The following is a 23284-nucleotide window of genomic DNA, read 5'->3' as shown; positions in this document are numbered from 1 at the left end:
GTTTAGCTTGTTTGATGTCTTATGATTATTGAAATCAAAAAAAATCAAAAAAAGCTTCGGTATTTTTTAATTTTTCAAAAAAAGCTCATTATATTTGCACCCGCAATCAAGGAATACTTGATGAGACACACTGGAGAATTGGCAGAGTGGTCGAATGCGGCAGTCTTGAAAACTGTTGAGGGTTACACCTCCGGGGGTTCGAATCCCTCATTCTCCGCAAAGCACAAGCCCTAACATCTGATAATCAGGTAGTTAGGGTTTTTTATTTTCTACTTGTGCCACAGTTTGCGCCCTCCCATTAGTTTTGATAAGGTTAATTAGGATCAAACCATATTATTGGGGAGCTCAAAAATTATGCATATAATTTAGTTAGTCTATAGAGGAAGAATTTCACATCTCTGACACCTCTAAACGAAGCTCTGAATTCTTTGATTTTTGCATTAAAAGATTCCGCTGAAGCATTGGTGCTTCTGTTGTTAAAATAGTTTAGGATGGTCTCGTAGTGCAATTGTACAGATCTTGCAATGGTATTGAAAGACTTAAATTCGGAATTTTCGACTTTGTTGTACCAGTGTGCCAATTTTAGCCTTGCTACATCTTTATTTGTGTTGTTTCTAAAAACATGGCTTAGCCCTTGAGAGAAGTTGTATGCTTTTTCAATAGTTGGGTATAGATCAAATAATATTTCAGCCCTTTCTATTTGTCTTGCTGTCCATTTGGTTTTTGATTTGAACAATAGATATCGGCCTCTAGCGAGCAGCTGCCTGTGCGTGTCCCCATTACCGAGAAGCTCTGGTTTATATGTTTTTTCATTTTTCCTGGCTTCTTCAATAGCTTTGTTTTCTTCTTCTATAATTTCCCACCTTAATCGGATACGTTCTTCTTGCACTGCTTCTGAGGCTAATTTTTGAACATGAAACCTATCTGTAACTATTTCGGTTTTAGGGAAACATTTTTTAGCGATCAAATTCATGCTCCCGGCCATATCCACAGTGACTTCTTTTACCATATTGCGCCTTTCTACTGGGATTTCATTTAGTACCTCAATGACATCAACTGCTTTGGTTCCTTTAACAATTGCTACGATGCTGCCTTTCTTTCCGTTAGCTGCTTTGTTTGTTAGAATAGTGTAAAGTTCACCGTTGGATAAAGAGGTTTCATCTAAACTTAAATAGTTGCCCAAGTTCTTTCCATAGAGCAGCCAATCCTGTGAATGCTCTTTTTGCGTCCAATCTTTGAAGTCGCTGAGATGGTTTTTGTAGTGGTACTGCAGCGCTTTGCCATTGGTCTTATAATAGTCACCAAAGCGTTTGGCACTTACAGCGTGGGTATCAAGCGATACCTTTTAAAAAAGAGGCAAACTCGTTAGTTATCCGAGTGCCTTTAGCTATTAAGTTCCAATCTCTTTTTACTATCTCTCCTGTATTGACCAGGGTCCAGCGCCTCCGTTTTATATGGAGCAATACGGATTTACCCCTTAGCGGAAAATCTTCAACCGTTATCTCTGGTAAGAAGCCTTTGGATTGTGCTATTTCAGATTGATGTTCTTTGGGTAGAATGTTCTTCTCTTCTAAATAGAAATGAACCTTGTCTGTTGATGATTTATGACTGATGATCTCAAAATATTCCAATATGCCTTCTGGCAATAAATAGCGGGCTAATTCTTTATCCAAGTTCTAAGTGTTTTGCTTGCAAAGATACATTTCTCCCCAAGTTTTTAACTTAATCCGTTTTATTATAGTGATTTGGTCCAGCCTGAATAACTAAATTACCTGTTGGTTCTAAACGATAATCTTCTCTATACTTATCTTGATATTTTACCCTATACTTTTTCTCAGAAAGTTTTATTTCTATTTCTATCCCTTTAGATTATATAAAAGATCCATAACGGCCAAATGTTAATTCATGCCCCCTTGCTCTCAAATTTCTAATAAGGACTACAATTATAATAAAAGCTCTACTCACTTCATTTTTGCTGACGTAACATCTAAATGGCCCTGCATAATACCTTTCATAGTAACTTATATTTTGTGGAATTTCAACCTGACCCTTCAGATATTTTTTAGTTTCTTCGAGAATAGGATCAGTCTTTCCTGATGGTTTTTTAGGTATTGTAAAATTTAAATTTGCATCTCTTTCTATTTCTATTGTTTTTTGTCCAGATCGGTTAGGATACCAAAATCTCGTTTATCTCCTTTAGTACGTTTGTAAAGTATAATATCCTGTCGATTGTCTTCTTTTTCTAAAGAGATTCGATTGCTCTTTCCAAACTTCTTTTTTGACCAGTAACCTAGAGGAGGGATAGGAATATTGTTATTTGAACATATTTCTTTAAAGCTAGAATTGGAAACCATATATTTTTCCGTGAAATAGTTGAGTGGATGTTCCCATATCATTTTATACAACTCTTCCCTAGTAATTTGAGTTTTAGACATCATATGATTATTGTGTTAGATAATTTCATTCTATATTTACTATAATACAAGTTTCACTTTTTTTTATACTCCTTAAATCACAAACGTGTATGCTTTCACATAGACTACTTTTTAAAATACCTTCAAATTAATAAATGACCTATGCCTTAAAAATTAACCGACAAAATTCTACAAAACATATAAAAGTTCATGGAGAAGAATTAACCTTGAGAGTTAATTTAATACTATGCTCTATTTTTTGAAACAGGAATCAGAAGTCATTTATTTTTGTTTTTTTGTAACCTAGTTGCGTTGTAGCAAAATCTCTTATGTTCTAAATAGATGAAAATAGAGTGAGAAATTATAATCATTAAATAGTTATTCGCAAAATGGAAACCAGTTTAGACAAGAAATTTTGTAAAAGTTATTAAAAATACTTATTGAGGAAACTGGACGTTTATTGAGACTAATAAATATTAATTAATTATATACTAAAATTGACATACTAGAAAATGAAGTTTTAGAAGAATATCCAGGTGTTCTGGATATTCTTCTAATGGATCATACAACTCATAAAAATATTTTTTGGGCAACTAACAATTATGACTATTTAGGTGGTGCTGTGGTATTTATCATAGCAATGGTATAGGCAGTATACTGATTCCTGCTTTTCTGGATCCACTTTATAAATCAAATTTGGCGGACTCTGGCACAAAAGAGCTTTCCGCAGTGAAGTGGTTCCGCTCCCGACTTTTTTCGGGTTTGCGGATTACGCAACGAGGAGAATCACTTTTTTGCCTGTGTCCAAGACCTTTTTTTACGAAGCGCTTTGCGCGTAATAGAGAGTAACGGGATGGAGGGAAATGTGCTGAGGAGTGGTGTAGTACTGAATTTTAATAGTCCTGGAATTTGCATTTGGGATTTAATGTTTTATTCTCTATAATCTTTGGTTTAAGTTTATAAAAATGCTTACGTGGATTTGGATATTGATGAATGTTTATGACAAGTGATGCCATTTGTCATAAACATCATTATGTTTGCAGCAAACTTCCCAATTTTGTTTCTTAGTAAATTATAAAGAACATAAAAATAATATTCACTATTATCACTATTATCTTATATGTGGTACTCAAGTTATTTTAGAAGTTTAAATATTATTATAAAAGTGAATAAATTTAGGCCTAAAATACTAGAGGCAGGATGAAAAGTTTGTTAAGAATAGCTTTTTATATAAAAATTATTAACAAAAAAAATAAAATAATTTTAGACACTAATTTAAATCATAAGTAATGCTTAATTATCCGTTAAAATTTAAACCTATTTTAAAAGAAAAAATTTGGGGAGGAAAGAAATTAAAAAAAGTTTTAAATAAAGACTCTAATACAGAAAATCTGGGTGAAAGCTGGGAGATATCGGGTGTTTTAAATGATATATCTGTTTTAGAAAATGGGCCTTTAGCTGGAAACTCACTAATTGATTTGCTGAAAGAGTATAAATCAGATATCTTGGGAAAAAAAGTTTATAATAATTTTGGTGAGAAATTTCCATTATTGATTAAATATATTGATGCTCAAACGGAGCTTTCTGTCCAGTTGCATCCAAATGATGAGTTAGCAAAACTGCGCCATAATTCTTTTGGAAAGACAGAGATGTGGTATATTATGCAGGCAGATGAAAAGGCTGAAATAAATGTAGGATTTAAGAATACGGTAAGCAAACAGGAATATATTGAGCACCTGGAAAACGGAAGGATTGTAGACCTTTTAAATTTTGAGAAAGTTAAAAAAGGAGATGCTTTTTTTATCAATACAGGAAAAGTTCATGCTATAGGTGCAGGGGTTTTGTTAGCTGAGATTCAGCAAACATCTGATATTACGTACCGTATTTATGATTGGAACAGGGTAGACGGTGATGGAAAGTATCGCGAATTACATACTACCCTTGCAATTGATGCCATTGATTTTGAAAAAAAGGACGATTATAAGCTTCTTTATGATACTAAGGAAAACCAATCATCCAATATTGCTCGTTGCGAGTACTTTACGACTAACTACCTATCAATAAAAGGAAAAGTGGAAAAAAATTACACTGATATTGATTCTTTTATAATTTACATGTGCGTAAATGGGGAAGTGGAAATAGAGGTGAATGGGTACTTAGAAAGGATAGAACAGGGACAGACTTTACTTATTCCTGCTGTGAACAAAAAAGTTAACTTTTTTGCTGAAGATGCCGAATTATTGGAAGTGTATATTGGATAATGCTTAAATATGAATTTTGAAATACTCTCTCTCCTGTAGCTCTTTTGTTACAGGTTTTTTTTTACTAATTGAACCTTACCTCTATTATACGGTTAACGAATTAGATATTAGAAACCGAACCAAATATATTATGGTCCGAATAGTTTTAGAGAAACCTTGTTCAAAGTTTAAAAATTAAAATTAATATATTTGCGAGTAGTCACTTCATTAAATCCAGGGATTTTCTAAAAGCAGAAAAAATTTCATGAAAAGAAAGAAACAAATATCAATGAAGGATATTTCTAGAGAACTAGGTATCTCCATGACAACAATTTCTTTTATTGTTAATAATAAAGCTGAAAATAAGATCAGTAAAGGAGTGATTAAAAAAGTTGAAGATTATATAGAAAAGGTTGGTTATAAACCTAACTCCTCAGCTCAATCTTTACGAACAGGTAAATCCAAAACCATTGTTTTTATGGCCGAAGATATTTCGGATCCATTCTTTTCCGCTATTGCTAAGCAGATGGAGGAGATTGCATTTAAAAATGGTTATAATATTATTTATTGCAGTACTGAAAACAACAGAGAGAGAACCCTGGAGCTATTATCTCTTTTTAAAGATAGACAGGTGGATGCTTTTATAATAACCCCTCCAGAGAATTTTGAGAATGACCTGAAAAAATTGATTTATGAAGAACAGCAAGTCGTAATGGTTTTTGATCGACATTTTGAAAATTTTAACCATAATTATGTTGTTTTGGAAAATTTTGAGGGAGCCCATAAAGCTATTGAAGGGTTTTACGAGGCAGGAAGAAGAAATATTGCTTTTGTGGGTATAGAGTCGGAATTATCTCCATTGGTTGAAAGACATCAAGGATATTTGAAAACGATCAAAAACTTCCATCTACCGACCTATGAACTCTTCTTAAAATTCGATCAGGTTAAAACACAGGAAGGTATGGTGGCAATTCGAAATTTTTTGGAGATACACCCTAGCATAGACTCTATATTATTTGCTACTAATAATCTAGCAATAAATGGCTTACGTGTGATAAGAGAAAAACACATCAAAATCCCAGAAGACTTAGCTATAATTTCTTTTGATGATAGAGATGTTTTTGAATTATATTCTCCTCCTATAAGTGTTATTTCCCAACCAATTTCTGATTTAGCCGAAGAACTAATTATAGGAACTTTAGAAATGTTATCTTCCAAGAAAGAGGGCATGCATTTTTTTAGAAAAACCTTACCGAGCAAATTAGTTGTAAGGGAATCTCTGACTGCACTAAAAGATTTTTGATCAAAAATCCGGTTTTTATTTATTTTATACATCCACTTATGTTAAATAATTTGGTATTTAGGGTTTACTTTTCTATATTAGCTTTTAGTAAAACGATTTACTAAATCGTTTTAGGCTATTCTAAATGTGTTTTATGAGTTTAAAAGCACTAATACTAAGCCTCTGTTTGTTAATTTTTCCGCATTGGATATTCCTAGAATTTAAATTTTGTAGATAGTTAATAAGAAGTTTTGGAGGAATGTTTTTTACCAATGGCAATGAAAATATAGGGGAAAGAACACTTGAAATGAATTCATATTTTAAAAGTAAAGATCAATAAACACTCAAAAATGAATATTACTAACCTTAAATAAAAATTATGAAAAAAAATAGTTTACTTCTTAGTCTATTACTAATACTGGTAAGTATTAGCTGGGGGGCTACTTTTGCGCAAACTGTTACCGGGGTTGTTGCGGCTGCAGATATTCCCATTCCGGGCGTTTCGGTTATTGAGAAAGGAACAAACAATGGTGTGGTTACCGATTTTGACGGTAATTATAGTATTAACCTTAATGATCCTAATGCAGTATTAATTTTTTCATTTGTTGGATTTCAGACACAAGAATTAAATGTAGCAGGTAGGCAGCAAATTGATGTTTCTCTAGAGGATGAGATTTCTCAATTGGACGAACTGGTTCTTGTAGGTTATAAATCTCAAAAGGGTAGGACTATTTCCGGGGCACTTACTTCGGTTAATGTGGATAATCTCGAAGCCCGAAGGGTACCTGATGTTGCCCAAGCGTTACAGGGACAAGTTGCAGGAGTAAATATAACACAAAGTACCGGTGCACCTGGTGATGAAGTTGAGGTTAGGATTCGTGGTAATGGTACCATTGGAAATAACAACCCACTTTATGTAATTGATGGTATTCCATCCAGGGAAATATCATTTCTTAACCCTTCTGATATTAAATCCATGACTGTATGTCTTGTCCTGAAATAGGTTGACCTTTTTTGTGTTAAAGGTTTTCATTTATAAATATCGTTTTTCTTCACGGAACATTGACAACTTCTTCAAAATTTTTCCTTCGGTTTTGAAAAAGTTGCCAACATTCCTAGGCCATTTTCTTTTTATAGGATTTGTATTTTATTGTATTGTACTTTTTGTGGATATGATCTGGTGTTTCCAGGCCAAGGCTCCAATGCAGTCTTTGCCCGTTATATACCTGAACTGCCTGCTTCATGATCTGTCTTGCTATGATGACGTTCTTGATTGTTTTCTTTAGTCCGAACTCATATTTGAGTATTCCGTTTATCCTTTCTGCAACTGCATTTTCGTAGGGGTCGTATTGTTGAGTTGTACTTAATACAAAATTGTTCTTGTCGGCAAATTCCGTGAACTCCGGACAGCAATACTGTATTCCCCTATCTGAATGGTGTATGATGCTCATATGTTTGAATTTCAGGTTCTTGATTGCCATGTCCAAGGCCTGCACGACCAATGTTGCCCTCATGTTGTCGTCGAGTGCCCATCCCATCAGTTTTTTGGAATATGCATCTGTTACCAGAGCCAGATAGGCGTGTCCATCATCAGTCTTTATATAGGTGATATCGCTTACGAATACTTGTTCACTGTGCGAGATTTCCATATCCTTTATTAGGTTTGGTGATTTATAGAATAAGTGTTTTGAGTCTGTTGTAATGTGGTAACGTTTGGTCTTCTTGACCAGCATTCCATAACTTCTTAGCAGGTCGAAGAGCGCGTCCCTGCCCATTTTTACATTTTGCTCCATAATCCCTTTTTTGATGTACTTGACCAGTTTTCTGGTGCCTGCCTTTGCGTGTGTTTTTCTTTCTTTACGTACAAGTTCCAGGACTATTTCGTCCCTTTTCTCTTTGGTATAATTTGCTTTGATTCTTTTGTAATAAGCCTGTTTGCTTATCCCGAGGCATTGATAGAGCCATTTTATTTTGAAAGGCTTTGTTTCTTTTTCTCTATCTCTTTTGCTAATGCTTCGGGCAAGTACTTTTTTGAAAGGTGCTCCCCGGTAATATTTTCAAAATCGGCAATGACATCTTGTTGAAATTCTTTTACAAACTCCAGTTCTTCAATACGTTGCTTCAATTTTTTGATCTGATCGTTCTTGCTCATACTCATGGATTTATTCTCGAAGTTACTCAATTTCTTAATCCAGTATTCAATGGAACTTCGAGAAATGTTATACTTGTTTGAAGCATGATTTACGGAGATCTGTCCGTTAGCTATTTCATCAATTATCGAAAGTTTCATGTCGAAACTAACTTTTTGATACTTCTTTTTTCGGCAGGTGCCATTCTTTGGTGTTTCCATAGGTGACTAAAAGTGTTTAATTTTTGGTCAACCTATTTTAGGACGAGGCAGTATTAAAAGATGCATCTGCAGCTTCCATATATGGTTCCAGAGCTGCTGGGGGTGTTATTGTTATTGAAACCAAAAACGGAGGAGATCGTAAAGGTATCCAAGCTAACTACTATACAGGGTTTCAAAAAGTTACCAATCTTCCAAATATGCTCAATGCTCAGCAATATATGCAAACGGTAGAGCGAGCTTGGAATAATGCCGGTTATGAAGGTGAGAATCCTTATACCGGAGATTTTAACAGAAGTGATTTTGCTGATGTAGATTATCTTGATGAACTATTTGAATTAGGTCGCACCCATAGTGCACAAGTTACCGCTTCAGGTGGAAATGAGAACACTAATTATTTCTTATCTGGAGGATATTTTGGTCAAGATGGCCCTGTTGTATATGATAATGACCAATATAAAAGAATAAATTTTCGATCTAATGTTGAATCAAATGTAACTGATAGATTAAGAGTTGGAGCTAACCTCCAAGCATCATATGAATATAAAGACAGGATTTCATCCAGTGGTGAAGCCCCTGGAATAATAAGACATGCATTTTTACGTCCGCCAATAATCCCTGTGAAAAAAGATCCTTCTGATCCTACTTATTCTGAGGAAGATCCTTTTACCGATTTGCCTTTTTACCAAGGTCCTAATGATTTCGAGAGCAATAAATATGAATATTCTCAAAATCCAATTGCATTAGCATTTTTCACAGATGATGCTGCGAGAACTTTTAAAACTTTCGGAAATCTTTTTGCCGAATATAACTTTTTGGAAGATAAATCTTTGACATTCAGGACTAATTTTGGAGCTGATATTAACTTTATTCATATTAAAGCCTTTGGTGTAAATTTTGGCGATGATGATGGAGGAGGTGCCACCCAAGACCAAGGATTAGGCAGACAAAACAGACCTAATAGTTTAGGCGAAACCCGAGGGGAAGACATAACATTAACCTGGAATAATAGTCTAAGTTATTCCAAAGAATTTGATGAGCATAGTATAGATGCTTTAGTAGGTACAGAATATATAATTTCCAGACTGTCTAATTTAAATGCTTCAAGAAACCGATTTGACTTCACCCAACCAAATTTCCGATATATTGACTTTGGTAATACGGAACAAGATTTATGGAATGGAGGTTTAGCTGAAGAATGGTCATTATTTTCTTATTTCGGAACGGCTACTTATTCCTTCCAGGATAAATATATGGTTACCGCCAATATAAGAGCAGATGCTTCATCAAGGTTTGCTGAAGAAAATCAATGGGGATATTTTCCGTCATTCTCGACCGGCTGGATAATTTCAGAAGAAGAGTTTACTCAAGATTTAACTTGGTTATCAGAATTAAAATTGAGGGCAAGTTGGGGACAGCTTGGAAACCAGGAAATTCCAAATTTTGCTTACTTAACTTTATTTAGAAGAGATGCCGATCGGTACCTGATAAGTCGATACGGTAACCCTGATCTAAAATGGGAAACTACAGCTCAAACTAACCTTGGCTTAGATTTCGGATTAATGAAAAATAAGTTATATGGTAGTGTGGATTATTTTAAGAAAGAAACCACTGATGTTTTATTACCTATTTCTCTCCCAAATTTTGTCGGGGATGTTTCCCCAACATTTTTAAATGCAGGAAAAGTTAGTAATAGCGGACTTGAATTTGCCTTATCATACCGGAATTATGATAATGAATTTAAATATTCTATTAGTGGAAACATAGCTACATTAAAAAATGAAGTGAATTCTTTGCATCCGAACTTGCCTTATATAAATGGGAGAGTGACCCGTACTCAACCAGGGGAAGCATTAAATTCCTATTATGGGTTTATGCAAGAAGGTATCTATCAGAATGAACAAGAAATTTCTGATCATTTATACGGAACACCTAATGCACCGCAGCGGCCAGGCGATATTAGATTTAGAGATTTGAATGGAGATGGTAGAATCAATGATATTGATAGGGATTTTATTGGAGATCCTAATCCTAGATTAAGTTATGGTCTGAATGCAGGATTTGATTATCGTGGTTTCGATTTTAGTTTACTTTTTCAAGGAGTAAGTGGGGTAGATAGGTATAATGAATTAAAAAAAATAATTGATTATGATACGCGACCGTTTAATTTCACGGACAGGGTTCTAGGAAGTTGGGATGGCGAAGGTTCTACTAATTCGATTCCAAGAGTAAGTTTTACAGACAATGGGAGTAGCCGGATTTCAGATGTTTTTGTTGAAGACGCTTCCTATCTTCGTTTGAAAAATATTGAATTAGGGTATAGCTTAAAATTACAAGAAGAGATTGGTATTGAAAGTGTTAGAATTTATACTTCTGGCCAAAATCTCTTTACCATAACAGATTATTCTGGGCTTGACCCCGAATCTACAAATTTGATTGATTTTGGTACATACCCTCAGTCATTGACAGTTTTATTCGGTGTAAATATTACCTTATAACATAATTAAAAATATTATAAAATGAAAAATCTAACAAAAACAGTAATTATAGCCCTGAGTCTGATTCTTAGTGGCTGTGAATTAGATAAGGAGCCTATAGGTTTAATAACCAAGGACCAGATTAGCTCTGAGCCTACTGCGAGTACAATAACTTCGAGTGTGAACTCTACATATCAACTTCTTTCATCCACTTTGAATATAGTAGGTGAATGGGCTTGGGATGATGGCAAGGTGACAAAGAATCATTTTATTTTACAGGATATTGCTGCCGGAGACATGAATAAAAAATGGAATCCTGACGGAGACCAGGCATGGATGGATGAAATTGCAGCATTTAATTTTACTTCAATGAACGGTGCATTTAACGGAGCCTGGAGTTACGACTACGAAGGTATTTCAAGAGCTAATCAAGCAATTGAAATTTTAGAAAATACCGAAGTTATTGCCACTACAAGCTTGACTGAGGAAGAGAAGAATCGTTTATTAGGAGAAGCATATTTCCTTAGAGCCTTTTATTATTTTGATTTAGTTAACCATTTTGGCGATGTACCACTTTTAACCGAACCATTAGAGGATTTTGGAGCGGCCTATGAAGTTTCTGAAAGGGCTCCAAAACAGGAGGTGCTTAATTTAATAAGTGAGGACCTGGAGTCTGCTGTAAATCTTCTGCCTATGCAGAAATACTCAAGTTCTTCAGAACCCTGGAGAGTTTCCATAGGTGCGGCTAAAGCCATGCAGGCCAAACTTGCATTATATCAAGAGGAATGGAATATTGTGATTGCCCATATTGAAGAATTACAATCCTGGGGTTTTTATTCCTTAAATGCCCATTATTTTGATTCTTTTGATGTTTCGAAAGAATTCCAGGAAGACGAGGTAATTTTTGCTTATGATCACCAGGAACAACAGAACCCTGGAAAAGGCAATGGACTTGCTGCTTTAATGGGATGGGGTTTTGTCGCTCCAACTGATGATTTTATAGATGCATTTGAAAATGGAGATCCCAGGTTAACGTATACAGTAGAAAGTGATGAACAATCTGTTCACAAGCTATTGGGAACTACCGATGGTCGTTATAAAGGAAATGATGATTCGCCAGGAAACAAAATTTATATAAGATTTGCCGATGTGTTATTATGGAAAGCAGAGGCTCTTATTGAAACTGGTGAAGTAGAAGCAGGTCTAGAAATAATTGATCAAATCAGAGAAAGAGCTGAAAGCACCCCTGCTCTTGTGGGTACATCCTCGATCCTTACCAAATTTTCAGGACAAGGTTTTTCTCAAGGTGAGGCATTAGTGATTTTAAGGAATGAGCGTAGAATTGAGCTTGGCTTCGAATCACATAGATTAAATGATCTGAAACGTTGGGGCATTGCCCAGGAAGTTTTAACTGAAATGGGAAAAAATTTCCAGGAATACAATTACTTATATCCTATTCCTCAAGGAGAAATAGATAAAAGTGGTGGTCAAATTGAACAGAATCCCGGTTATTAATAAATTAAAAGAAATTATGATGAAAAGAAGTTATGTAGCAATTTTTGTATTCCTGGTCAGTATGCTGGGTTACAGTCAGGAATCATTAGAAAAGGAATGGATGATGGGTCCCTTTGAAAGGTTTGAAGATGCCAAACCTATTATTCAGAAAGATAGTATGACAAAATTTAAGGATCCCATGACTGGCAAGGAGATTAGATGGGAGTCTATGGCAACCTTCAACCCTGCAGCTATTGTCAAGGATAACAAAATTCACGTTTTATATAGAGCAGAGGAAAAATTAGGCGAGAAGGAAATAGGTGGGCATACTTCGAGAATAGGATTAGCCATTTCTAGTGATGGGGAAGAATATCAAAGAATGAAAGAACCAATTTTCTATCCTGGTGATGATAACCAGAAGAAATTTGAATGGACTGGGGGAACCGAAGATCCTAGAATCGTAGAAACCGAAGATGGACTTTATGTTCTTACATATACTCAATGGAATAGAGAATATCCAAGGTTGGCGGTTGCGACTTCAAAAGATCTTGAAAACTGGAATAAACAAGGACCTATTTTTGAAGAATGGAAAGATGGTAAATATCACGATACTGAAACTAAATCTGGAGCTATTGTTACTGAGCTTAAAGACGGTAAACTTGTAGCCGCAAAGATTAATGGAAAATACTGGATGTATTACGGAGTACCCCATATTTGGTTAGCGAGTTCTGATGATCTAATCAACTGGGAACCCGTAGAAGATTACGAGGGTAATTTAGCACCTGTATTGAGCCCTCGTCCCGGCTATTTTGACTCATGGCTAGTGGAAGCAGGACCACCACCGGTATTAACTGAAGATGGTATTGTAGTGATGTACAATGCCGGTAACTCCCAAAATATTGGTGTAGAAGATTTAGGTAATAGAATATACACAGGAGGTCAGGCTTTGTACGATGCGGATGAGCCCTGGAAACTACTTGACCGATCGGAAGAGCCTTTCATCCAACCTGAATTACCTTTTGAGAAATCAGGACAGTATGTTGATGGAACAACATTTATTGAAGGATTAGTATATTTCGAGGGTGAGTGGTATCTATATTACGGTACTGCTGATAGTATGGTAGGCGTGGTAAAAACTGATAAGACTAAATAAAATCTTCTATGGGTTTAAGTAAAAAACTCTTAACCGGGGCAATTGTTTCGAGTTTAGGAGGCTTGTTATTCGGTTTTGATACTGCAGTAATCTCGGGCGCGGAACAAGGTTTAAAAGTTTTTTTTGACCTTGATCCCGTTGCCCACGGATTTACAAATTCTATAGCATTAATAGGAACTATTATAGGGGCTATTTTTGCTTTTTGGCCAGCTCAGAAGTTAGGCAGAAAAAAATCTCTATTAATCATTGGGGCCTTATTTGGATTTTCTGCAATCGGATGTGCTCTTACAAGTAACTGGGAGTTATTTTTATTGTATAGGTTTCTAGGTGGGTTAGGGGTTGGAGCATCTTCGGTTATTGCTCCGATGTATATCTCTGAAATATCTCCTGCCACGCACAGGGGCCGGTTAGTTGGACTGTTTCAATTCAGTATCGTTTTTGGAATTTTATTAGCTTTCATATCTAACTACTTTTTAAAGATTGAAATTCAGAATGCAGCTTGGAGATGGATGTTAGGTGTAGAAGCAGTCCCTGCCTTAATATTCTTTCTGCTTACCTTTTTTATTCCTAAAAGTCCGCGGTGGATGATTATTAATGGTAATGATGAAGAAGGGCTCAGTATTTTAAGGCAGTTGGGTGACTTAAAAGCTAAGGACACTTATGCCAGCATCAAAAACTCCTTAAAGCAAAATGTGAAAAAGGATAAACTATTTCAGAGTAAATACTTTAAACCTTTACTTTTAGTCTTCTTAATGGCCACTTTTAATCAGTTTTCTGGCATTAATGCCATAATGTATTATGCTCCGAGGATTTTTGAAATGTCGGGAATCGGTCAGGATAGTGCTTTTCTTCAAGCCGCATCTGTAGGATTTGTCAATATGGTTTTTACAATAATAGCCATGACATTAATAGATAAGATAGGAAGAAAAAAGCTTATGATCTGGGGAACATTAGGGATGATCATCAGTTTGATTTTTAGTGCTTTTTATTTAAATGAATCGGAAATTGGATCCGGATTATTAATTGTTCCCATTTTAATTTTTATTGCAAGTTTTGCTTTTTCACAAGGAGCGGTTATATGGGTATTTATATCCGAAATATTTCCCAATCGGGTTAGAGCATCTGGACAATCCTTTGGTACTTTTATTCACTGGTTCTGGGCTGCTATCCTTACCTGGTTGTTTCCAGTGGTAGCTGAATTGCCAAATGGAGGTACTTATGCTTTTGGTTTTTTTGCGTTAGCTATGATCTTTCAATTACTTTTCGTTTTTAAATTATTTCCGGAAACTAAAGGAAAGACTTTAGAAGAGGATATTTAATATTTAGTTTAAAATTCGTTAAGCATTACTTCAGAGAGGTATCCTCTATAAAATCTAAATTAAAATGTGCACCATTTTTCCTTATTTTGAAATGAAGGGAGTTGGGCCTCTTTTTTGTTAAAGTTTTATTAAAAATCTCAAATTCGGTTACACTAGAATTTTTAATCCCTCTGAAGCGCCAGGGATAGTAGAGTTTTGCCAAATTTGGATAGTTCCTCATTCTCCGCTTAGAGATTACTAAATCTCCCCAAAAGCCTATAAACATTATGTTTATGGGCTTTTTACATTTTCCTTCATATCAAACAAGACCATTCAATATCAAATAAAAGGAGCGGTATTCGGTGCGTGTTTTTCGAAATTTATATACGCACCGAATTACATCCAATAGTATGTATTAGAAGGTGTTACGTGTAATTCGTGTTATTAAATTTTATATATTTAAGATATAATAAAATAACGCACCGATGCAAACAACCTTTTCAACCCTATTTTATCCTAGAGGAAACGATTTGGTGAGACGCGCAGCTACATTAGGAGAAGGATCTAAAACTATTGGTAACCAAGGAAATCCTTTCGATGGTCGACCTCCAATTTTATTAGCACATCGTCACCAATAGTTTCAATTTTAATTTTAATCCAAATTATAAATGGCCTTAATAATCGACTTAATTTTTCTGAAGTCGATACTCGTTTATTGGATTCAAGATATTTACGGATTTTGTCAAGTTGACTTGAAGTAGTTATAGCCTGAAATTAAAAAAGGTAATTTGAGAATACAGGTATTGCTATATTCCTTCTATAGATTTCAAAAACTTCGGAATGTCTTGAATCCTTTAGAATCTTATTTTCATATAAATCTACGATAAATTTTTCTCCCCCTTCCAATGCCTGAAAGAAATTCCCGAGAGAGTGTAGAAGAATACCGCTAACATTATGCAAACTATTGTTCTCCTCAGTAAGTTCAAATATTGTATTAATCTCCTCAATTGTCAAATTGGGATTTGCCTTACTTACGTAGCAGATAGTATAGATTTGTTTCAAATTTTAATAAATTGAGAATAGATGTTTAGGTTTAATGTAATCGGCTTAAATTGAACTTGCTAAATTTAAAAGTTATTTAAAACAGTGTTTCTTTATTTATATGTTCAATGATATATTCTTGATTTGTATTCAAACCTCTCTTATATAAATCACGACTTACAGGATGAGCAGAAAATTCCTTAGAGGTAAAACCATTTTTCATTAATTCTGTGATATTCTCCTTGTCTAATCCTTCATTAAACCATTCGTGGTATAGTTCCTTATCTAGTACCAAAGGCATTCGTTTCTTTACATTATGAATTTCTTCAAAAAAATCGTTGGCTTCTGTAGTTAATATTGAACAAGTAAAAGAATCGGAGGTTTTATCAATCTCTGAGTAAATACCAGCAAAAGCAAAAAGATCTCTTCCGTCATTATATTGTTTGGAAGGTATGTAGCAAAAGTTGGGAATTGAAACTCCTCCTTTTTTATGAGGCTCAAAGAAACCATCGACCAAAATTATACATCGTTTTTCCATTGCGCTATCTTTAGACAATCCGCTAAAAAGGGTTTCACTTTTAGTATTCAGAGTATTGTATTTTTTTCTGAAAGAGCTAACATCTTTAGAACCCCAATCTTGAACCAAACCCCAGGCTGCGGGGTAGATTTTTTCCGCTTCATTCATTTTGATTATTTGTAAATTGGAATAGCTAAAGCCTGATTTATGAAAATATGGTTCGTATTCATCGCTGATTTGAAATTCAGCATTAAAATGTTTTTCAATCTGTTTAGCCTTTTTGGTAGATGTAGTTTCGTAGCACATAAATTTTAATTTTGAATCCAATAATAAGAACAAACTAAATAGTTGAGCCAAATTTGATAAAATAGAATACATAATAATACTAAAGCTAACTCAAATAAAATTTAGAAACTATTTAAAATTTTTGATTCTATGTATTAGTAAAATCAGTAGAGTACTAATTATCAAAGCAATCAGATTCCAGAGTGTTAAAAATTGAAAGATGGTTAATATTTTACAAATTGTGATTTATAAAATTAAATTATGAAATAACTTTAATAAAATTTTAAATAATAAAGCTATGACTAATTTAAAAAATGATCACGCAGAAGGTGAAGCAACCAAACAAATTGAAAAACAAACTTCAAAAATTCCTTCAGGAGTATTTTTAGCAGCTGCTATAGCTTCTATGGGAGGATCCTTAACTCTTAAATTGATGGATCGAAGTAAAACAGCACTTTTTGTGGGGCAGTGGGCAGCACCTTTTCTTCTTTTAGGGATTTACAATAAGTTGGTGAAATTGGAAGGTCACGACAAAAGTGATAAAAATCCTAATTAATGCAATTTGATTTCGTTAAGCATAATCCTAAATACATAATTATTAATTATGCGGGCTATTTCATGAAATTCTTAAAAGGCTAATACTTGTTTAGAGTATTAGCCTTTTGACGTAATCTTTCTCATTTGATTCTTTCGAATATAACAAATCATGCAGGGAACTTTATTCACAAAATATTGCAAAAGTAATTAGTTAATAGATGAAGCTGATTGCCTTCCGTAACTATTTGTTGAAACAGGCTTTTACTTTCGTAAAATGAGGGTTCCTTAGAAATTGTAGGTCGAGATCTATCAAGCATTTTTTCATTTAGGTTTTGGTTCTTTTTTTCGTTCAAAGAAGGGTCTGAATAATGACTCTTTCTTTACAGGTAAGTCGCCTGTGTTTTTTTTACTTCCATTTTACAAATCTATTATTTTAGATTTGTTGCGTTAAGTTATTGAATGGAACGCGGCATACCTATTTCATCGGTAACGCTACCAGTTATGTTTTGCTGGGTTTTTAAACCAAAAACGGTCGTAAATGAGTCGTTTTTGACTGTTTGTAAGTCGTTTTTTGCCTGCAAAATCGGGCTGTGGAGTACAAAGAGACTGCTCACAACAAGCAATTTTTGTTTTAGGGTAATGGTTTTCAATGTTGTCTTAATTTAAAGATTCGGTTTAAAAAGTGCACGAAAAAATTAATTCCCGTTGTATCATTATTCAAAGGCGAAATTATAGCATGAATCACTAAACCGGTTTATCTAAAGATTAAGGGTGAATTAAGTATTGTGCCTATATTGTAGTCAATGTTAAGGGCAAGTAGCGTTTTTTAGATTAAGAAGGCGACTAAAATAACATCTCGGAAACTATTCTAGAGCATTAGAATTATTTTATTAAGAGCGGAGAATAGTTTAAAGAACTATGTAGGTGTAGATTCTGTAAAAAAAAAGCACAAAATCCTTAAGGATTTATGCTTTTAAAAACATTCAATTACTGAATTCAAATTATATCTGCAAAGTGTCCTAAACAAAAACATACTGTTGAATTTTCGTTTGCTCTCATCTCTAAAAGGGCGAAATCCCTCTTATTAAAAAAAAATTTCGAGAATAAGTTGGGTTTGGGGAAAAAGTGTATTCGGCTTTAATTTTAGATTTTTCAATTTGGGAATGAAGGTGGATATGCAAACATTCGATAACAATTTACCCGCTTTTACAAAAAAGATCTGAAATTTAAGGTAGTTTCTGAATTTAGCACTGACAATAAAGTTTGATAAGAGAAAACTATTAAATTACATAATTGATCAAGGGGCTCATCAACCTACTGGCACGTAAAAAAAAAGAAGAATACTAAGCGGTTTGAGAAAATACAATTCGCTTAAAAGAGATTTACAGCAATCTGAACAGAACCATATTGCTGTTCCGGATTCCACGAAACTGTGGCAGAAACGGGTAACTGATAACTTTGTAGAACCCGAAGATTCCTGTTATAAATGAAGCCAAAATTGGTGACATTGGGATGATCCCCGTAAAAATGTGCCTCGCTCCTGAACGAAAAAGCGCCTCCCACATAAGCCCCCAGAGACCAGCTTTCTTCATCATAAAGGGTGTAGGTGGCTTCCACATAATTAGAAAAAGCATTCTTTAATTTTCCGTTATCTGCGATGTAGGTATCCCGCCCTTGAACCAGTGTGCTCCATGAAAACTTTAAGGGGATTCTAGTCAATTTATATGCAACCGTCACGTCTATGAAATGAGAGGTTACAGCTTTATTATAATTAAAAATTTCAGCATCAGGATAATCGCTAAAATTATTAATATCCCAGATAGAAATGTAAAACCCATTATCTGCATAGGACACATAATAGTCAAATTCTGTAAAATCGCCGGTAAACCCTACTCCGCCCCATACACCGGCTCTAAACTTTCCGTCTTGAGAACTAAAGTGCAGATCTGCAGCGACCACAGGAGCTTCGGCAACGCGAAGTCCTTTCCATAAGTGCATGTTTTTTACTTGAAGGTTCAGGTCAAAAGGCATGTTTTGCATCGATTCTGGCTCTTCAATTTCGTTGGTAACTGAAAGTAATTCATCCTGAGCTGCTATATTTCCGAAATTTAAAAAACATCCAAGAAATGCAGCTCTTTCTAAAAGCTTCATAAAATTTATATGTGATTATTAATTAGAGCAAAAGAAATAAAAGTGCGGCGATAACGGCACCGATTATAGGGCCCACAATGGGAATCCAGGAATAGCCCCAATCACTACCTATTTTCCCTTTAATGGGTAAAAGAGCATGTACAATACGTGGTCCTAAATCCCTGGCCGGATTTATGGCGTAACCTGTTGTACCTCCCAAAGAAAGACCGATTCCCCATACCACAAAAGCAACTGGTATTGCCCCAATGGAACCCATGCCCACGGTTGTACCGTTACCATCGTTAATTTCAGCTTCAGAAAAATAGAATACACAAAAAACCAAAACGAAGGTTCCCAGAATTTCACTTAAAATATTCCTGAAGTTATTAGGAATTGCTGGGTTTGTACAGAAAACGGCTCTTTTAAGCCCGCCGTCTTCAGTTGCGTCAAAATGGTCTTTGTACATGGCATATACGAGAAAAGATCCCGCCATTGCCCCGAGAAGTTGTGCCAAGATATACGTGGGCACATCTGCCCAGGGAAAAAGACCACCAACGGCCAGACCAATACTGACAGCCGGATTTAAGTGAGCGCCGCTGTAGGGTCCTGCCACTACCACACCCGCAAATACGGCTAAGCCCCAGGCTGTGGTGATGGCCATCCAACCACCACCGTTTCCTTTGGTTTTCTCTAGGATATCATTTGCAACAATGCCACCTCCCAGAAGGATTAAAATTCCTGTTCCTAATAGTTCTGCTATAAATGGAGTCATAATGTGTTTTTAAAGAGTTGTCCAATATTCTAAAGCTTTGATGGCACGGTACCAGCCTTTAACTCCCTCTTCCACCATGGTCTTATCTTTTTCGGGATGGAAGCGTTTATCTTCTTGCCACATTTCTTCAATCTCATCCCGACTGTCCCAATAACCAACGGCAAGTCCTGCAAGATAAGCAGCTCCTAAAGCGGTAGTTTCAATAATTTTGGGTCGAATGGTTGTTGAGTCCAAAATATCAGCTTGAAACTGCATCAGGGTGTCATTTATCGATGCTCCACCATCCACACGTAATTCTTTAATTTCAATATCCGAATCTGCATGCATCGCTTTTAGAATATCCATTGTTTGATAAGCAATTGCTTCAAGAGAGGCTCTGGCAATGTGCGCATCAGTAGTGCCTCTGGTTATTCCGAAGATAGTACCTTTTCCTTTCTGATTCCAATAAGGAGCTCCCAATCCTGCAAAAGCCGGTATAAAATAGACGCCATCTGTAGATTCTACAGACTCTGCCAAATGTTCCACTTCACCAGACCTTTTAATAATTCCAAGTCCGTCACGCAACCATTGTACTACAGCACCACCAATAAAAATACTTCCTTCCAGCGCATATTCTGTTTTTCCGTCAATTCTCCAGGCAACCGTGGTTAATAGGTTATTCTTTGAGATTATTGGTTTTTCACCTATGTTCATAAGCATGAAACAACCAGTACCATACGTACTTTTCACCATTCCTTTTTTGGTACACATTTGTCCAAAGAGTGCAGCCATCTGATCGCCTGCAATGCCTGCGATCGGGATTTTAGAAGCGAAAATGGTGGTTTTTGTATGTCCATATATTTCACTGGAATCTTTAACTTCTGGAAGCATACTTTTCGGAATATCAAATAATTCCAAAAGTTCGTCGTCCCAATCCATCGTATTAATGTTGTAAAAAAGCGTTCTACAGGCATTTGTAACATCAGTTATGTGCAGTTCCCCTTTGGTGAAATTCCAGACCAGCCACGTGTCAATCGTTCCCATTACAAGTTCTCCGGCTTCCGCTCTTTCACGGGCACCTTCCACATGGTCTAATATCCATTTCACTTTGGTTCCCGAAAAATAAGAATCAATCACCAGTCCGGTTTTCTCGTGAATCATATCGGCGTGACCCTGCTCTTTCAATTCATCACAATATTCCGCAGTCCGCTTATCCTGCCAGACAATGGCGTTATAGACGGGCTTACCCGTTTTGCGATCCCAGACAACAACTGTTTCCCGCTGATTTGTGATACCGATTGCAGCTATATTTTTTCCGTCGAGCCCTTTTGAAACCGTTGCTTCTGCTGCCACACCGGCCTGTGTAGACCAGATCTCCTGTGGATCGTGTTCCACCCAACCAGGTTTCGGAAAATATTGTTTAAACTCTTTTCGTGCGATCGAGATAATGTCTCCTTTCTTGTCGAAAACGATTGCGCGAGAACTTGTAGTTCCTTGATCCAAGGAGAGGATGTATTTTTCCATTGCAAGATTGGATTTTAAAAATTAGTATTAAATACACCTCAGCCTAAAGCTGCTGAGATGTATGAAAAAAATTATTATGCTGGCACCGCATCATAATCAATGCTGTAGTGTCTTGCCAGTTCTGTAAACGTTTTAATTTGATTGACCTTCCAGGCCTCATCCCGGTCGAGCTCTTTCGCCAATAAGGTAGCGACTTCTTCAGTCATTTTCATGGCTGCATCAGCATCTAAGAATAAGGCACGTACTCGACGTGCGAGAACATCTTCTACGGTGCGTGCCATCTCGTAACGAGCAGCCCAAACCACTTCTGCTTTTGAAAATGGAAGTCTAGGGTGTAGTTTTTCTCCCAAAGTGGCATTTTCCTTTATTAAATCTGCAATCCCTTGTTGATCCGTACCATAAATATACAAGTGCTGGTTGCGATCTTCGGTAGGCATTGCCCCGTGAATAGGAAGGTTTTCGGTTTTACACTCTTTTTTAGGTAATCGCTTAAGCGAAATAGCCTTATTTATGGTGTCTTGAGCCATACGTCTGTAGGTCGTCCATTTTCCACCGGTAATTGTCAATAAACCGGATTCTGAAACAATGATTTTATGGCTTCTTGAAATTTCTTTAGTTTTTTCGGAATCATCTTTGGGCGCTGCCAAAGGACGTAAGCCGGCAAAAATACTACGCACATCAGAGCGTTTTACGGGCTTGGAAAGGTAATTATTGAAGGTTTTCAAAATAAATTCAATTTCCTGTTCCTGCGCCTGAGGTTCTAGGCTATGATCATCCAGATTAGTATCAGTAGTACCCACTAAAACTTTATCATGCCAGGGCACTGCAAACAACACGCGACCGTCATCAGTTTTAGGAATCATAATCGCATCGTCTCCAGGTAGGAAAGATTTGTCAAAAACCAAATGTACACCCTGACTGGGAACGATGGATTTTTTGGCATCTTTTTTCTGCATTCTCAATATTTCGTCTGAAAACACGCCAGTAGCGTTAATGACCAAATTGGCATCAAAAAAATAGGATTGATCTGTTTCAGTATCTTTTGCTTCAACACCCGTAATTTTTCCTTTAGAGTTTTGAATTAAATCAGTTACTTCAAAATGGTTAAGTAAAGTAGCGCCTTTTTCAATAGCAGTTTGCGCAATATTTATAGCCAGTCTCGAATCATCGAATTGACCATCTTGATAAACCACTCCCCCATAAAGTCCTTTTTGGCGTAATGTGGAAAGGCGCGCTACGGTTTTCGCTTTATTGATGTGCTCTGATTTTCCTAAACTCAGTTTTCCGGCAAGAAGGTCATAAGCTTTGAGACCTATAGTGTAATAAATACCTTCCCACCAGCGGTAATTTGGAATAACAAAACTTTGATTTTTAACCAAATGGGGGGCATTTTGCTCCAGCAAGCCACGTTCATGTAAGGCCTCTCTCACCAGATCAATATTTCCCTGTCCCAGATAACGCACTCCACCGTGAACCAGTTTAGTGCTTCGGCTTGAAGTTCCTTTTGCGTAATCTACCTGTTCTAGGAGTAAGGTCTTATAACCTCTTGTAACACTATCCAAAGCTATCCCTAGTCCCGTCGCCCCACCTCCAATGATTACCACATCCCAGGTTTTTACGTCGGGAATTGTATTTACGAGATGCTCTCTATTAAAAATATTTTGTTCCATTTAATTTTATAGTATTTCTGATTCTTTACAAATTTAGAATATAATACAGCAAAACGATCAATAACGAAAGTTAAAGTTTCGTTTTAATTGAAAATACACGATTAACCGATTAAAAACGAAACCA

General features: G+C 35.8%; 20 protein-coding genes, 1 tRNA gene and 1 pseudogene. 10 read left to right on the top strand and 12 right to left on the bottom strand.

The annotated features are described in order from the left end of the window. Nucleotides 1–132 precede the first annotated feature (132 nt). Nucleotides 133–217 (top strand) — tRNA-Ser (locus tag H033_RS0116455). 135 nt (nucleotides 218–352) lie between these two features. Here the strand turns inward: H033_RS0116455 and H033_RS0116450 are convergent. The 3 genes from H033_RS0116450 to H033_RS0116440 form a co-directional block, all read right to left on the bottom strand. Further along, nucleotides 353–1273 carry a transposase gene (locus H033_RS0116450; protein WP_026839282.1) on the bottom strand — a complete coding sequence of 307 codons (921 nt, stop codon included), beginning with the start codon at nucleotides 1271–1273 and terminating at the stop codon, nucleotides 353–355. Between the two features lie 58 nt (nucleotides 1274–1331). Continuing rightward, entirely contained in the window at nucleotides 1332–1673 is a 342-nt protein-coding gene (locus H033_RS0116445; protein ID WP_026837010.1) for a hypothetical protein, read from the bottom strand. Between the two features lie 471 nt (nucleotides 1674–2144). Further along, nucleotides 2145–2438, bottom strand: a complete 294-nt coding sequence (locus tag H033_RS0116440; protein ID WP_155827864.1) for a hypothetical protein — start codon at nucleotides 2436–2438, stop codon at nucleotides 2145–2147. Nucleotides 2439–3703: 1265 nt separating this feature from the next. Between H033_RS0116440 and H033_RS0116430 the strand changes: the two genes are divergently transcribed. From H033_RS0116430 to H033_RS0116415, 3 genes are all read left to right on the top strand, one after another. Then, the gene (locus tag H033_RS0116430) at nucleotides 3704–4675 is read left to right on the top strand and encodes a type I phosphomannose isomerase catalytic subunit (RefSeq protein WP_026839280.1); all 972 of its coding nucleotides are present in this window, start codon (nucleotides 3704–3706) and stop codon (nucleotides 4673–4675) included. A gap of 244 nt (nucleotides 4676–4919) precedes the next feature. Continuing rightward, nucleotides 4920–5957 (top strand): LacI family DNA-binding transcriptional regulator, encoded by a 1038-nt coding sequence (locus H033_RS0116425; protein ID WP_026839279.1) that lies wholly within the window; start codon nucleotides 4920–4922, stop codon nucleotides 5955–5957. A gap of 358 nt (nucleotides 5958–6315) precedes the next feature. Continuing rightward, a complete protein-coding gene (locus tag H033_RS0116415) occupies nucleotides 6316–6939 on the top strand; it encodes a carboxypeptidase-like regulatory domain-containing protein (RefSeq protein WP_026839278.1) in 624 nt (207 codons plus the stop codon). Nucleotides 6940–7051: 112 nt separating this feature from the next. On the opposite strand, the gene H033_RS0116410 is transcribed toward H033_RS0116415, so the two are convergent. After that, nucleotides 7052–7879, bottom strand: coding sequence for an IS3 family transposase (locus H033_RS0116410; protein ID WP_026836979.1), 828 nt, complete (start codon nucleotides 7877–7879; stop codon nucleotides 7052–7054). Nucleotides 7880–7902: 23 nt separating this feature from the next. Next, the gene (locus H033_RS20515) at nucleotides 7903–8286 is read right to left on the bottom strand and encodes a helix-turn-helix domain-containing protein (RefSeq protein WP_034886061.1); all 384 of its coding nucleotides are present in this window, start codon (nucleotides 8284–8286) and stop codon (nucleotides 7903–7905) included. A 62-nt stretch (nucleotides 8287–8348) separates the two neighbouring features. Between H033_RS20515 and H033_RS20510 the strand changes: the two are divergent. The 5 genes and pseudogenes from H033_RS20510 to H033_RS21690 all read left to right on the top strand — a co-directional run. After that, nucleotides 8349–10781: pseudogene (locus H033_RS20510) on the top strand (SusC/RagA family TonB-linked outer membrane protein); the annotation flags it as partial. Nucleotides 10782–10802: 21 nt separating this feature from the next. Then, nucleotides 10803–12275, top strand: coding sequence for a RagB/SusD family nutrient uptake outer membrane protein (locus H033_RS0116395; RefSeq protein ID WP_026839277.1), 1473 nt, complete (start codon nucleotides 10803–10805; stop codon nucleotides 12273–12275). Nucleotides 12276–12291: 16 nt separating this feature from the next. Then, nucleotides 12292–13407, top strand: coding sequence for a glycoside hydrolase family 130 protein (locus H033_RS0116390; RefSeq protein ID WP_231367648.1), 1116 nt, complete (start codon nucleotides 12292–12294; stop codon nucleotides 13405–13407). 8 nt (nucleotides 13408–13415) lie between these two features. Continuing rightward, nucleotides 13416–14726 carry a sugar porter family MFS transporter gene (locus tag H033_RS0116385; protein WP_026839275.1) on the top strand — a complete coding sequence of 437 codons (1311 nt, stop codon included), beginning with the start codon at nucleotides 13416–13418 and terminating at the stop codon, nucleotides 14724–14726. A gap of 464 nt (nucleotides 14727–15190) precedes the next feature. After that, nucleotides 15191–15343 carry a hypothetical protein gene (locus tag H033_RS21690; RefSeq protein WP_155827862.1) on the top strand — a complete coding sequence of 51 codons (153 nt, stop codon included), beginning with the start codon at nucleotides 15191–15193 and terminating at the stop codon, nucleotides 15341–15343. Between the two features lie 136 nt (nucleotides 15344–15479). Here H033_RS21690 and H033_RS22195 read toward each other — a convergent pair whose 3' ends face one another. Continuing rightward, nucleotides 15480–15767: a BLUF domain-containing protein gene (locus H033_RS22195; protein WP_231367647.1), complete on the bottom strand. Its 288-nt coding sequence runs from the start codon at nucleotides 15765–15767 to the stop codon at nucleotides 15480–15482. Nucleotides 15768–15843: 76 nt separating this feature from the next. Continuing rightward, on the bottom strand, nucleotides 15844–16569 hold the full coding sequence (locus H033_RS20500; RefSeq protein ID WP_196809461.1) for an SOS response-associated peptidase: 726 nt from the start codon (nucleotides 16567–16569) through the stop codon (nucleotides 15844–15846). Nucleotides 16570–16846: 277 nt separating this feature from the next. Here H033_RS20500 and H033_RS0116365 point away from each other — a divergent pair, with 277 nt between their 5' ends. After that, nucleotides 16847–17104, top strand: coding sequence for a hypothetical protein (locus tag H033_RS0116365; protein ID WP_026839273.1), 258 nt, complete (start codon nucleotides 16847–16849; stop codon nucleotides 17102–17104). Nucleotides 17105–17537: 433 nt separating this feature from the next. Here H033_RS0116365 and H033_RS21685 read toward each other — a convergent pair whose 3' ends face one another. The 5 genes from H033_RS21685 to H033_RS0116345 all read right to left on the bottom strand — a co-directional run bounded on the left by H033_RS21685 (nucleotide 17538) and on the right by H033_RS0116345 (nucleotide 23160). Next, nucleotides 17538–17735, bottom strand: a complete 198-nt coding sequence (locus tag H033_RS21685) for a hypothetical protein (protein WP_155827860.1) — start codon at nucleotides 17733–17735, stop codon at nucleotides 17538–17540. Nucleotides 17736–18456: 721 nt separating this feature from the next. Then, complete coding sequence (locus H033_RS0116360) at nucleotides 18457–19236, bottom strand: hypothetical protein (RefSeq protein WP_026839272.1); 780 nt, start codon at nucleotides 19234–19236, stop codon at nucleotides 18457–18459. A gap of 22 nt (nucleotides 19237–19258) precedes the next feature. Next, nucleotides 19259–19987 (bottom strand): MIP/aquaporin family protein, encoded by a 729-nt coding sequence (locus H033_RS0116355; RefSeq protein WP_026839271.1) that lies wholly within the window; start codon nucleotides 19985–19987, stop codon nucleotides 19259–19261. 9 nt (nucleotides 19988–19996) lie between these two features. Beyond that, entirely contained in the window at nucleotides 19997–21490 is a 1494-nt protein-coding gene (gene glpK / locus H033_RS0116350) for a glycerol kinase GlpK (protein ID WP_026839270.1), read from the bottom strand. A 74-nt stretch (nucleotides 21491–21564) separates the two neighbouring features. Then, a complete protein-coding gene (locus tag H033_RS0116345; protein WP_026839269.1) occupies nucleotides 21565–23160 on the bottom strand; it encodes a glycerol-3-phosphate dehydrogenase/oxidase in 1596 nt (531 codons plus the stop codon). Nucleotides 23161–23284 lie beyond the last annotated feature (124 nt).

This window comes from Gillisia sp. JM1 (genome assembly GCF_000424645.1).
Lineage (GTDB): Bacteria > Bacteroidota > Bacteroidia > Flavobacteriales > Flavobacteriaceae > Gillisia.
This window is presented reverse-complemented; position numbering and strand designations above follow the sequence as displayed.